This window comes from Myxococcus sp. CA033 (assembly GCF_013336625.1).
GTDB lineage: Bacteria > Myxococcota > Myxococcia > Myxococcales > Myxococcaceae > Myxococcus > Myxococcus llanfairpwllgwyngyllgogerychwyrndrobwllllantysiliogogogochensis.
In genome coordinates this window covers 172,613-185,408 of the sequence record NZ_JABUMU010000012.1, presented here as the reverse complement: position 1 = coordinate 185,408, position 12,796 = coordinate 172,613, and the positions used below count along the sequence as shown (strand labels likewise).

At 70.9% G+C, this 12,796-nt stretch carries 10 protein-coding genes; 4 read left to right on the top strand and 6 right to left on the bottom strand.

Annotated elements, in window-relative coordinates; genetic code table 11:
* Positions 1-68 precede the first annotated feature (68 nt).
* Complete coding sequence (locus HUA78_RS26245) at positions 69-620, bottom strand: GNAT family N-acetyltransferase (protein ID WP_174462903.1); 552 nt, start codon at positions 618-620, stop codon at positions 69-71.
* Positions 621-748: 128 nt separating this feature from the next.
* Here HUA78_RS26245 and HUA78_RS26240 point away from each other — a divergent pair, with 128 nt between their 5' ends.
* A complete protein-coding gene (locus tag HUA78_RS26240; protein WP_174477396.1) occupies positions 749-1,408 on the top strand; it encodes an N-acetyltransferase in 660 nt (219 codons plus the stop codon).
* A gap of 68 nt (positions 1,409-1,476) precedes the next feature.
* On the opposite strand, the gene HUA78_RS26235 is transcribed toward HUA78_RS26240, so the two are convergent.
* The 3 genes from HUA78_RS26235 to galU all read right to left on the bottom strand — a co-directional run bounded on the left by HUA78_RS26235 (position 1,477) and on the right by galU (position 3,938).
* A complete protein-coding gene (locus HUA78_RS26235) occupies positions 1,477-2,103 on the bottom strand; it encodes a glutathione S-transferase family protein (protein WP_174477395.1) in 627 nt (208 codons plus the stop codon).
* A gap of 180 nt (positions 2,104-2,283) precedes the next feature.
* Positions 2,284-3,039 carry a hypothetical protein gene (locus HUA78_RS26230; RefSeq protein WP_141648655.1) on the bottom strand — a complete coding sequence of 252 codons (756 nt, stop codon included), beginning with the start codon at positions 3,037-3,039 and terminating at the stop codon, positions 2,284-2,286.
* On the bottom strand, positions 3,036-3,938 hold the full coding sequence (gene galU, locus HUA78_RS26225; RefSeq protein WP_174454797.1) for a UTP--glucose-1-phosphate uridylyltransferase GalU: 903 nt from the start codon (positions 3,936-3,938) through the stop codon (positions 3,036-3,038). The genes HUA78_RS26230 and galU overlap by 4 nt, the downstream gene beginning before the upstream one ends.
* A gap of 60 nt (positions 3,939-3,998) precedes the next feature.
* Between galU and HUA78_RS26220 the strand changes: the two genes are divergently transcribed.
* Positions 3,999-4,850 carry a hypothetical protein gene (locus HUA78_RS26220; RefSeq protein ID WP_141648657.1) on the top strand — a complete coding sequence of 284 codons (852 nt, stop codon included), beginning with the start codon at positions 3,999-4,001 and terminating at the stop codon, positions 4,848-4,850.
* A gap of 3 nt (positions 4,851-4,853) precedes the next feature.
* Here HUA78_RS26220 and HUA78_RS26215 read toward each other — a convergent pair whose 3' ends face one another.
* Positions 4,854-8,678 (bottom strand): hypothetical protein, encoded by a 3,825-nt coding sequence (locus tag HUA78_RS26215; RefSeq protein ID WP_174477394.1) that lies wholly within the window; start codon positions 8,676-8,678, stop codon positions 4,854-4,856.
* Between the two features lie 2,182 nt (positions 8,679-10,860).
* Between HUA78_RS26215 and HUA78_RS26210 the strand changes: the two genes are divergently transcribed.
* Together HUA78_RS26210 and HUA78_RS47760 are read left to right on the top strand one after the other, a co-directional pair.
* On the top strand, positions 10,861-11,073 hold the full coding sequence (locus HUA78_RS26210) for a hypothetical protein (RefSeq protein ID WP_174468298.1): 213 nt from the start codon (positions 10,861-10,863) through the stop codon (positions 11,071-11,073).
* 60 nt (positions 11,074-11,133) lie between these two features.
* Positions 11,134-11,859, top strand: coding sequence for a glycosyltransferase family 2 protein (locus HUA78_RS47760; RefSeq protein ID WP_371745664.1), 726 nt, complete (start codon positions 11,134-11,136; stop codon positions 11,857-11,859).
* Here HUA78_RS47760 and HUA78_RS26200 read toward each other — a convergent pair.
* Entirely contained in the window at positions 11,810-12,730 is a 921-nt protein-coding gene (locus HUA78_RS26200) for an RluA family pseudouridine synthase (protein WP_174468299.1), read from the bottom strand. The two genes, HUA78_RS47760 and HUA78_RS26200, sit on opposite strands and share 50 nt — an antisense overlap.
* Positions 12,731-12,796: the final 66 nt, after the last annotated feature.

Sequence of the window (12,796 nt, the reverse complement as noted above, 5' to 3'; positions counted from 1 at the left end):
GTCCCCGCACCATGGCGCCGCCGAGCAGGCGAGCACGCGTGCGTCCAGGCAGCGCGGCGCACGAGTCCTCAGTCCACCATCACTCGCGGGTCGAGCCACAGCGCACAGCGCCGCTCTCGCGGCAGGCCCGCCCTCGCTTCGTGCTCCAACACTTCCTTGAGCCGGTCATCCAGTGCGTCGTCCGGAATGCGGGTGAACCCGAGCCCGACATAGAAGGGCTCGTTCCAGGGCACGTCGCGGAACGTGGTCAAGGTGAGGGTGGACAGGCCCGCCTCGCGGGCATGCGCGGCGGCGGCCCGGAGCAACGCGCGGCCCAGGCCCCGCCGCTGATGAGAGGGGTGCACCGCCATCTGCCAGACATGCAGCGCGGAGCCCACCGCCTGCGCGGTGAGGAAGCCCACGACGCCCGCTTCCGCGTCCCGGGCCACCCACACCGTGCGCGCCAGGATGAACGGGCGGTGGTCGGCCTCCTCCATGACGTCGTCGTCGGCAATCCAGGCCAGGTCGTCGAGCTGACGGAACAGCTCACCAGAGGCCCGTTCGAGCGCGGCGAACCGTGCGCCGTCCTCCAGCGTGGCGGGGAGGATGGCGACGCGGGAGTGGGAGTCGGAGGAAGACATGGGCATCGGCTCGACGGCGCGCGCCCGACGGCAGGACATCGGTCGGAGTTCAGCGAGGCGCGACTCGCGCGGGTCATTGTCCGCGACACGGGCGGGCGTGCCCAGGGTCGGTCTACAGTTGCTCCATCATGACGGTGAGCATCCAGAACCTCGGACCGGAGTTGCTGGAGCAGGTGGGGCCGCTGTGCGCACGGGCCTTCGATGACTACCCCTTCCTCGCGGAGCTGTTTCCGGGCCCCTCGGAGAAGCGCGCACGGGTGGCCTCGGCCTTCTACGTCGCCACGGTGCGCGACTGTCTGGAGCATGGCGTGGTGCATGCCACCGTCGAGGACGGACGGCTGACGGGCGTGGCCGCGTGGCTGCGGCCGGGGGCTTTCCCCCAGTCACTCGGCAGACAGGCGGGCTTCCTGCCCACTGTCTGGGCGGGCCTGCGTCACTTTCCGGGACGCGCGCGGCTGGCACTCCAGGCGCTGGCGAGGCTGGAGCGCTACCACCCGCACACGCCCACCCACTGGTATCTGGCCACCATCGCGGTGGACCCGGCGCATCAGGGACGCGGGCTGGGCGTTCGCTTGATGCGCGCGGGCCTGGCGCTGGCCGAGGAGACCCACGCGCCGTGCTTCCTGGAGACGGCCAAGGCGGCCAACCGCGACTGGTACCTGGGCTTCGGCTTCGACCTGCGGCGCACCGAGCCGTGCTTCGACGGAGGACCGCCCCAGTGGTTCATGTGGCGTCCCCCGGAGGCGCGCTCCGGCATGGGGCCCGAGGAGACGGCGCGCACGGCGTAGGCCGTCGGAGCACGGGCCCGCGCACGACGAGCGCGTGCGGGCTTGCCCCTCGCCGCCCCGGACGAGACCTATCCGTGGGCGACCTTCTTCCACGAGGGCCGGCTGCTGATGCGCTTCCACCACGCGGCCACGCTCGGGTGCTTGTCGAACAGGCCCTGCTCACCGGCCGCGACCAGGAACTCCAGCTCCGGCATCCACGACACGTCCGCGAGCGAGAAGCTGTCTCCCGCGAGATAGGGCTGCTTCGCCAGCATCGGCTCGAGGATGCCGAACACCTTGTCCACGCCCGCGCGGCCCTCCTGCACCCGGGACTCATCCGCGGCGCCGCCACCCATGTGCGGCTTGAAGACGCGCTCCCAGATGACCTTGAAGGCCGCGGGGCTGAAGTAGCTCTGCTCCACGCCGATGAACTGCTCCATCAGCCCATAGGCATGCGGCTGGGATGGCGTGAGCGAGGCCCCCGGCAGCTTGCGGTCCAGGTAGCGGATGATGGCGCGCGACTCGTAGAGGATGAAGCCGTCGTCGTCCTCGAAGGCGGGCACGACACCGAAGGGATGGCGCGCCAGGTGCGAGGGGTGCTTCTGCTCACCCTTGCCCAGGTCCACGAGGACGAACTGGGCCTCCTGCCCCTTCTCCAGCAGCGTGGTGAGGACCTTGCGCGTACAGATGCTCATCGGGTGGCCGTAGACCTTCATGTGCGTTCTCCCTCTGTCGGCGTCCAGGGCCGCGAAGGCCCCGGCTGGGCGGCGCGACTCTTCATCGCGCCCCCGGACGTCGCAAGCGAATCAGGAAGGAAGGTCCGCGCCGTGAACACCGCCGCTCCACCACCGTGACGCGTCAACGCCCCGGCGGAAGTGTCGGCGGTGTCCCGGTGACTACGGCGTGAAGAGCTTGTCGGGCACCGTGGCCCGGGTGTCGCCCTTCAGCGCGGTGAAGCGCACGACGCGCTGGTCACCGCGCCACACCTCGATGCTGCGCGGCATCGCCTCACCCACCGCGGGCGAGTTGTAGTCCAGGAAGCGCACGTCCCACGCGACCTTGGCCGAGTCCGTGTAGCGCAGCCGCGCGGGGCGGAAGGAGTCCTTGTACACCCAGAACTGGGGACGCCCCTCGGCCTGGTCGCCGAGCACATACGCGACCTCTCCACTGAAGCGCGCCAGGCCCGTGCGGGACGTGTCGACACCCAGCCCCTGAAGGTACTGCTGCACCGACTCCTTGAGCTGCTGCACCGGCCCGCCGCCCGCGGCGAAGAGCGGACACACCTGCGCGACGAGCACGGAGAGCGACGGGATGTCATTGCCCTCCAGCCGGCGACGCCCCGCCACCTGCACCACGGCGGTGCGCGCGTTGCCGTCCGGCACCGAGGCCTCGAAGCGGCAGCGGCCCGGCATGCGCAGGTACAGCACGCCGTCGCCCTGCACGTCGGGACGGTCCGTCGCGGTACCCAGCGCCGAGCCCGCCTCCTTCACCCCGGGGCCACTGAAGCTCAGCGAGCCTTCCACTCGCAGCCCGGAGAGCTTCAGTTCGTCCCGCTCCCCCACCATGCGCCGGAGGATGGAGCCTCCCGGCAGCACGTAGGCGGCAGCGGTGAAGGACAGCAGGACTGCGACGAGTGCGACGATGCGCTTCACGGCTTCTCCGTCTTCACGACCTCACGCATGTACTCGAGCAACCCGCCCCGCAGCTCGGGGCGCTTGAGGGCGTAGGCGATGTTCGCCTTCAGGTATCCCACCTTGTCGCCCGCGTCATAGCGCTGACCCTTGAATTTGTACCCCAACAGACCGTGCGACTGCTGGAGCGTGGCCAGGCCGTCGGTGAGCTGGATTTCCCCGCCCACGCCCGGCGTCTGCTGCTCCAGGATGGGGAAGATTTCCGGGGGCAGCACATAGCGGCCGATGACGGCGAGGTTGGAGGGCGCGGTGCCCTTCTTCGGCTTCTCCACGACGCGGTCGATGCGGATGACGCCGTCGCCCAGGTCCGTGCCGGCGGCGATGCCGTACATGTGCGTCTCGTCATCGGGCACTTCCATCAGCGCGATGACGGCCTGGTTGTACTGGCGGAACACGCGAGCGAGCTGGCGGATGCCCGGCTCCTCGGCGTCAATCATGTCGTCGCCCAGCAGCACGCCGAAGGGCTCGTTGCCGATGGCGCTCTTGGCGCACAGCACCGCGTGGCCCAGGCCCTTGGGCTCCTTCTGGCGGATGCTGACGACCCGGACCAGGTCGGCGATGGCGCGCAGCTTGTCCGCGTCCGCCGTCTTGCCCCGGGCGCGCAGCGTGGTCTCCAGTTCGAAGGCGATGTCGAAGTGGTCCTCGATGGCGCCCTTGCCGCGGCCATTGATGAGGACGACATCCTCGATGCCGGCGGACACCGCCTCCTCCACGATGTACTGGAGGGTGGGAGTGTCGACGATGGGCAACATCTCCTTGGGCACGGACTTCGTGGCGGGAAGAAAGCGCGTGCCCAGCCCGGCTGCCGGGATGACACACTTACGGATAAGGGGCTCTGCCTTCGGTGCGTTGGCGGACATGGGGCCAGGGAATCTATTGGCGCCCACCCACCCCATCAAGCTGGTTAGGATGATGGCCCCATGTCGCTCCGCCCCGTCGTGCTGCTGTTCGCCGTGTGTGTCTCCACCGCCGCCCTGGCCCAGCCCTCGGAGGACCTGAGGGACGTCATGAGCGCACGCGCCTATGGCATGGGCGGCGCCTACCGCGCCCTCGGCCTGGGCACGGAGGCCATCCTGGGCAACCCCGCCGCCATGGCCCTGTATCCGGCCTACCGCGTCGAGGGGACAGCGGCCTGGGACCACCGCATCAAGGAGGGCGTGCTCGGCGTCTCCGTCATCGACGGCGCCACCAGCAAACTGGCCATGGGGATGGACTACCACTGGGTCAGCCTGGGACGCGGCGGCGCTCGCACCACCGCCCATCTCAGCTCGCTGGGCGTGGGGTTTCCATTGACCCCGGGCATCCTGATTGGTGCCGCGGCGCGCTACCTCCGGATGAGTGGCATGGACCGATATGCCAACTCGGTGACAGTTGACACGGGCCTGTTGTTCCGGCTGTCCCAGTCACTGGTGGCCGGGGTGTCCGGGCACAACCTCATCAACACCAACAACGTGGAGCTGACGCGGTACTACACGGGTCATCTCGGCATCAACTCGGGGATGTTGACGGTGGCCGGTGACGTGCGCGCGGACTTCGAGACGAACGACAAGACGACGCTCACGTACAGCGGTGGCCTGGAGTACATCCTCGGGATGCAGGTTCCGCTGCGTGCGGGCTATTCGTATGACGGCTTCACGCGCACGTCGCGGCTGAGCACGGGCCTGGGCTTCATGACCGAGACGGGCGGCGGTCTGGACCTGGCGTACCGGTACGAGATGGGTGGCGAGAAGAGCCGCATGCTGGCGCTCACCATCCGCATGCAGATGAACTGAGCTTCAGCGGGGAGCGCGCAGGGAGAGGTAGCGCTCGGACGCGGCGAAGCGCAGCAGCTCCACCAGCTCCGAGTCCTGCGAGCGACGGGAGCGAATCACCGTCACCGCCGGCCCCACACCACCGCAGGCCACCAGGCCCGCGCGGTTGGCGGAGTCTCGCGCGGCGTCCGCGAGGGACGAGGCGTTGAAGTCCCGGGTGCCGGAATCCAGCAGCTCGAGGGTGCGCTCCAGGGCGCGCGGGGACAGCGTTTCGCGCACGAGCCGGGCGTCCGCGCTGGAGTCCTTCGGGTTCTTGAGGACGGTGGACAGCAGGGCCAGGGCGCGCAGGAGCTGGGCGCCCTTGAGCGCGCGCAGGGCGAGCAGATCGGGTGACAGCGACAGCAGGGCACGGCCTGCGTGGAAGCGCAGCTCGGCGGCGGGCAGGGCCTGGCGAATCACTGCGCGGCCCACGAGCAGGCGAGGCTTGTCGGTGTGGACGGCGGTGAAGGGCGGACCATCGTCCTCGGCGAGCACGAGCTCCGGCAGGTTCACCGCGAGCACTCGCGCGGAGGTGTGCAGGGCGTCGAGGACGGCGGGAGCGCCCGGGCCCGCGACGGCGCGCAGGGGTTCGGAGGCGTCGGCGGCGCGGCCCTGGGCGGGGAAGAGGCGACAGAGGGCGATACCCGAGCATGCGAGCAGTTCACCCGAGGAGGTCCGCAGTCCGGGGTGACGCAGGCCCGCGCGCTCGTCGGCGGTGAGGGAGGGCCGCTGGAGTCGAGACACGGGGACGTCGCGGCCGGCGAGGGCCTCGACGATTTCGCGCATGAGGGCGGCGCGAGGGGCGTCGCCTCGGGTGTCGAAGAAGTCGGCGAGGTTCGCGTAGGAGACGGTGTCGAGGGGGCGCTCGCGGAGCTGGCGGAAGACCTCGGGCTCGGTGTCGGCCGGTGGAGCGGGCTCGGGGACGACGATGGGGTTCTCGCGCGTCTCGGCGGCGCCCACGGAGGGACGCTCGGATTGCGCGGCGGGCTTCGAGATGAAGGTGCGGCCCGGCGCGGGACCGGCCGAGGTGCCCTCGGGGCGAGAGCCACGGAGGACGCGGCGCACGGGGTCCATGCGTCCCGGCGGGGCTTCCCAGGAGATGACGCGCGTTTCGGGGACGGACGCGGCATCGAGGTCCATGGGCTTGCCGCTCATGAGGTCGATGGCCTTGCCGCCTCGGGGGGATTCTGGAGGGCTCGCGGGACGCGCGGTGCCCTGGGCGCGCGCGGGAGGGGCACTGTCGGCCGGAGGGGCCGGGGGCGCGGGGGGACGTTCGGCGCGAGGAGCGGATGCGCGAGGCGGCGGGGCGGCGGGGGCTTTTGCTTCGGCGGGCTTGTCCGCGCGCACGGGGACATTCGCGCCGAAGGCCACCGTCGACCCCGACGGCGCGGGTCTGTCGAGCTCCGGGCCCAATGAGCCCAGTGGATCCTCGCGCGACTCTTGCGCGCGACCCGGTGGGCGCGCGGGTTTCTCGGTGCGCGCGGCGGGCTTCTCGGCGCGCGCTCCCGTGGCTCCGGCAGGTGCCGGATTCTCGGCGCGTACGGAGGGTTTCTCGGTGCGCGCTCCCGTGGCTCCGGCAGGTGCCGGATTCTCGGCGTGGTCGCCCTCGGCCCGGGCAGCTGCGGGCTTCTCGGTACGTACGGCGGGCTTCTCGGCGCGCGCTCCCGTGGCCCCAGCAGGTGCGGGCTTCTCGGCGCGTGCGCCATCGGCCCGAGAAGACGCAGGCCTCTCGGCGCGGGAACTGGACGCGACGGGCTGCTCGGCGCGTGCGCCGGACCCGACGGGCTGCTCGGTGCGTTCGCCGGACGAGGCAGGCTTCTCGGCGCGTCCGCCAGACGCGGCGTTCTTCTCGATGCGTTCACCGGACGCGACAGGCTGCTCGCCGCGTGCACCAGACGCGGCGGGCTTCTCGGCGCGAACACCCTCGGCCCGGGCAGGTGCTGCCCTCTCACCCCGGGCGCTCGCTGCATCACTTTGCGCGGCAGCTGCACTCACAGGCGCCGCCAACCTCGCGCCTTGCTCAGCGACAGCCCCCGACGCGGAGGAAGTGCCAGAAGGCGGCGGCGACTTCTCCGGGCGCGCTCCTCCTGCACTGCCCTGCGCAGTGGCTCCGCCTGTGAGCACAGGCCCCTTCTCACCGCGCGCGACCGAAGCGCCTTGCCCTCCAGATGGCGATCCGCCCCGCTCCTCGCGAGCGTCGGACGCGCCACCTCGAGCAGAAGCGGCCCCCTGAGGAATCGTCGCCTTCTCTTGCCGCTGAGCCGCGCCTGGTCCCTTGTCCCCGCGCGCCGCCGATACACTCGCAGCCACGGAGGCTTGTGAGGCGCCGCCCTTCTCACCACGCGGCGCCGGCGAACGCTCCGAGCCTTCCACCGCGGCCCCACCAGGAGAAACACTGGGGTCGGAGGTCGACGTAATTTCTTCGGACAAGTCATCGCGCCCGGCCGCGACGAGAGACGTCGTCGCCACGGGCAACGGAACGAGCGGTGACTTGGGTCCGCTCGGCTCACGGCGAGGTGTCGCGCTGCGAGGAGGCTCGGGGGGAGCCGCCTCCCGCTCCTCACGCGCGAGCCTCAGCCCTTCCGCGCGCCTTGCATAGACCTGCGCGCGCTCGGGATTCCGGAGCGATTCACGCCACATCCGCGCCAGCCTGTCCCAGGTCTGCTCGCGTTCGAGTTCGTCCTCCGTCGCGGTGGCCGCATTCTCGAGCGCCCAGGCCGCCTCACCCTTGTTGTCGCGCGCCAGCAGGCGCTCCACGAGCAGCAGCCACGCTTCCTTGTGCCCTGGCTCGAAGCGCACCGCCTGACGCAGCTCGTTCAGCGCGGCCTCGCTGTCTCCCGACGACTCCAGCGTGGCCACCAACTCCAGGCGGGACTGCCGCGCGACGGGCCCTCGCGACTCTCGCGCAATCTGGGCGCGAAGAAGCTGCCCGAGCGCCGCCATGTCCCCCAACTCTCGCGCGAGCCACAGGAGCCGCTCACGGGCCTGCTCACTGTCGGGAATCTCGATGAGCACCTCGCCCCAGGCCCACTGAGCCAGGCGCGAATCATCGAGCTGTTCCTCCGCCGTACGCGCGAGCACCCGGAGCGCCTCCGCGCGGTCAGCCGCCCGACGCGGCGTGGCGGCGAGCACCGAGCGAAGGCGTGTCGCGATGACTGAGCGCTCCGCGTCCTCGACACACAGCAGCAGGCCCGCGAGCGCGGGAATCAGCCCCGGCACAAGCGCCTCCGAGGCCTCGAAATCCGCGCGGGCCTTCTGCGGCTCCCCCATGTGGAGCCAGCGCTCTCCTCGGGTCAGCAGGGCCGTGGCGCGTGCGCGGCCTGTCTTCGCATGCTGAATCGCCTCATCGAGCGCACGCCGAACCAGCGAGGCGTCATCACGCGAGGCCAGCAACCGGACCTGCTCACGCAGCGCGGCCCGGTCACCGGTCAGTTCGACGATCTCCCGGTACATGCGCGCCGCGCCAGCGGGGTCCTGGAGCTCGGTCTCCATCACCTCCGCGAGCCGCGTCAGCGCCTCCGCCCGCGCCACGGGGTCCTTCGCGCGGTCCGCGCGCTTGAGGTACAGCTGGGCCAGTTCACGCCAGGCCCGACGCGCGACGAACTGCGCCTCCAGCTTCTGCGAACGCGCCAGTTCCTCCGCGTCCTCGCCAGGAGTGGACTCCACGGGCCCAGGTCGCCCCGTTCGGGACGGCGGCACGGTGGCGGGGCTGCCCATGTTCCGGGGCACGGGCTCCGCGCGGACCGGTGCCGACATACCGGGCGGTGCGCCGCCCAGTGCGGCGAAGAGGTCGGCGAGAGGAACCTCCATCGTCTCCGAACGCGGAGCCTCTTCAGCTCTCGTGATGGATGGCGCTGGCTGCGTCCTAGAGCGAGCGGGCTCCGTGCCCACCGGGTGCAGCACGGGGGGCGGGCTCGCGAAGGCAGGCTTCCCCTTCGAGGAGCGGCCTGGGCTTCCAGCAGCGGAGCGCGCCGGTGGTGGCGCTTCCTGCGGGGGAACATCCCAGGGGAAAGACAGGTCTTCGACCCTGACGGCCGGCATCTCCACCTGGGTCTTCGCGCGGAGGTCGGCTTCGGTCGGGGACTCGTCCGCCAGGGCCTGAGTGGACCCAGGGGCCGCATCCGCCGGAGGAGCAGCCTCATCGCTCGACGCGGCACGAGACGACGAAGCCATCTCGTCAGTCAGGTTCGTGCTTGCCGGGGACGGACTTGAGGAAGCCCCCGTGTCAGCGCGGCCCGCGATGGACTCGGCATCGAGAGGCAGAGCCAACGCATCGGTCCGACTCACGCTCGGCTCGGCTCCGATGGGCGAAGCCGTCGGAACGGTCAACTCCAAGCTCGACGCGACCTGTGTCGAGGCGTGTCCCAGGCGAGGATGGGCAGCGCTTGATGCAGTACGGGCTGGCGAAGCGACTGAGTCCGTCGGCTTCGCACCCGCCACGACCTGATGCTCGGATTGCCCTACCCCGGCGCGTGCCTTCGTTCCGACGGCCGCACTACTCGATGAGGTTGAGGAAGCCACCTCGGACAGAGAGGCTTCCACTTCACTCAGCCCGGCACTCGATGCGGCTCCGGTCGGCAAGGCGTCCGCGCCACTCTGACTGGTTGAAGCCGCCTTGTTGGGCGGAGCCCCCAAATCGCGAGTTCCAGTTGAAGCCGACTCGCTCGGAAGAGCCTCTGCGCCACTCTGCCTGGTTGATGCCGCCTTGTTGGGAAGGGCCTCCTCATCGAGAGGCCCAGTTGCAGCAACTTTGTTGGGCGAGGCATCCACGCCGCTGGGCCCAGTTAAAGCCATCTCGCTCGGTAGAGGCGCCGCACCACTCTGTCCGGCTGAAGCCACGTCGCTCGATAGAGGCGCTGCGCCTCTCTGCCCAGGTGAAGCCAGCTCGCTCGCCAGGGGCGCTGCGCCACTCGGCCCGGCTGAAGCCACTTCGCTCGTCAGAGTCGCTGCGCCACTCGGCCCAGGTGAAACCAACTTATTGGGCGAAGCCGCTGCGTCGCTGGTCCCTGTTGAAGCCTGCTTGTTGGGCGTAGCCGCTGCGTCGCTGGCCCCTGTTGAAGCCTGCTTGCTGGGCGTAGCCGCTATGTCGCTGGGTGCTGTTGAAGCCGCCTTGTTGCGCGAGACCTCTGCGTCGCTGAGCCCAGTTGACGCTACGTCGCTCGGCAAAACTTCCGCGTCACCCGGTCCACTCAGGGCTCCGTTGTTCGACGGGTCCTTCGAGAAGTCTGCCGCAGCACGCGGGACTGCATTGCTCGATGTAGCCGCCTCGTCACCTTGCCCAGCACGAGGAGCCTGTTCGGTCGGCAACGTCCCCGTGCGGCTCCCCCCCGCGATTGAATCCGCCTCGTTCGGAGGAGCCTCTTTGTCGAACCGCCCCATCCCCGGAGCCGCATTCGTCAACGCACCCGACGCATCACTCCCCGCCACGCCTCGCACAGCTCCGGGACCTGCGTCCCTCGACAACGACAGCTCCGCCGAAGCCTCGGTGGCGGGAGCGTGAACCATCCCACTCGCCGCAGCCTCCGACTTCGCGCGTGATGGCGCGGATTCCACTGACAACAGTCCGCCGTCGCGCAGCCCCTGCTCCGAGGACTCTTGCCCCGACGAGGCCCCCGCGCTCGGCACCGACTCGGTCGGGTCCACATCCCACGGCACCACCGGCGCACTCGCCGACGACGTGGGCGCCTGCACGGAACGCGCTGAAGACGCATCCTCCAGCGACACGGCCTCCGCCGCGCGCGGCACCACGGTGGTCGGAGCCTCCGACATGCTTCCAACCTCGGGAGGCTCTCCCCGACCGGAGTCCACGCCAGGCGTTGCCTCCACCATCGACAACCCGAGGGGCGGGCCCTCCACCTGGAACTGCACCCGCGCCAGCTCCATCGTGAGCGTACGCGGCAGCGAAACCACGGCAGGCGGACCCGACGTCGCACCCGTGACGTCGACCACCGTCGCCGCGTGGTAGTCGACCTCGTCCTCTTCCCAGACCGCCATGGCCTGCACGCCCGACTTCTTCGTGGGCAGCTTCTCCAGCACCGCGCTCGTCGGCGACGGTGCGCGCCCTCCGCTCACCCCACCCCTGGCGCGGAGCACCTCGAGGACCCGCCGCGCGCGGCGCTCCTCGGGGAACTCCCCCACCAGGGCCTCCAGCACCAAGACCGCTCGGGGCGCCTGGTTCGTCTTGCGCAACACCCGCGCGAGCTGACGCCGTACGGCGCGACGCACCTCGGCGGATGCGGTGGCGGGAACGGAATCCAGCAACCCGATGGCCACAGCCTCGACACCCGCGAGTCGCGCGAAGCGAACGAGCCCCGCGGCCAGGCGCGGCGACATGGGAAGGGTCCGGCCGGCTTTCTCCAGCTCCTCGAAGGCCCGCGAGGGCGCACCTTCGCGCAGCCAGCGCACAGCGGCACCAAGGTGGCGAGCCACCCCGACTTCCGCATCGTCCGTCGACCCGACCTCGAGCATGCCGGTTCGCGGCACCTCCTGTCGGACGGCCGCGGGCTCCGGCGTGCCGGCGTCCTTGCCGTTTCTCACGCCACCCATGGGTGCGGCAGTCTACACAACGACGGCCATCCCGGTTGTCACCGTCATTCTTCCCGCTCGAAATGCCGAGGCCCCCGTGGCCCGAGCGACGGCGAGCCTCCTGAAAGGCACTCTCCAGGACCTTCGGCTGCCTGCTGTCGACGGTGGCTCGGCGGGCACCCTCACCGTCCTGGCGGGACTGGCCGCCCACGACCCAGGGATGGAGCAACTTGACGGCGGCGGCCCAGGTCTGGTGGCGGACCTGAACCGGGCGCTCCGGGAAGCCCTCGACCTCGCCCGGATGGATGCGGACGACGACGCCCTCCCCCACCGCCTGATGCCAGGTGTGGCCGCCCTGGAGGCCGAGCCCGACCTGCCCCGTGTGGCCCGGCCGGACGAAACCCCGGTGAGCCCCTTCACTTCTCGGGCACGGTCCCCTGGGGAACCGCGACGCCCACGAGGGTGAAGAAGCGGAGCAGGTCCTCGGGCACCAGAGCCTCCACTCGCAGCGGCGTTCCCGTGCGCGGATGCGCCAGCTCCAGCGCCTGCGCATGCAACAGGCAGCGGGCCGCGTCGACGCCTCCCGCCCGCTCCGCGCCGCCATAGCGCGAGTCCCCGAGAATGGGCGCGCCAAGCGCCGTCAGGTGCGCCCGCAGCTGGTGCGTGCGTCCCGTCTGGGGCAACAGCTCCACCACACAGAACTCCGGCCCCGCGTACAGCGTGCGGAAGTGCGTCAGCGCGGGCACGCCGTTCGCCGCGCGAGTCGCTCGCCAGCGCCCCGGACGCGACGGGTCCTTCGACAACGGCAGGTCCACCGTCCCCGACGCGGGCAGCCCAGGGCCAGTGGCCGCCACGTAGCGCTTGCGCGCCCGGCCCTCCCGGAACTCCGCCGCCAGCGCCGACGTCGCCTGGGGCGTCTTGCCGAACACCGTGACTCCCGAAGTCTCCCGGTCCAACCGGTGCACCAGTCCCGCCTCGCGTCCCAGGTAGCCACTCACCTGGTCCACCAGGCTGCCTCCCACGCGCGCCTCCGTGGGCTGCGCGGGGAGCCCCGGTGGCTTGTCCACGGCGAGGATCTCCGCGTCCTCATGCAACACGCGGAACGTGGGGGCGTCGGGGGCCTTCTCCAGCGGGCTCTGCCCTCCCTCCTCCAGCACCACCGCCACCACCTGCCCGGGGGACAGCCGCGCCTTCACGTCCCGGCAGCGCCGCCCGGCCACGTACACGGCGCCCACCTCCACCAGCCCACGCGCCTGCTCCACGGGCAAGCCGAGCTCCGCGGCCACCGCCTCCACCACCGCCCGCGCGCCTTCCGCCCGGAATGTCCGACGCTTCACGGCCCACCTCACACGCGTCCAATGCCGGGCTGCTCGCTACAGAAAGGCACGGCGAACCACAAGCCG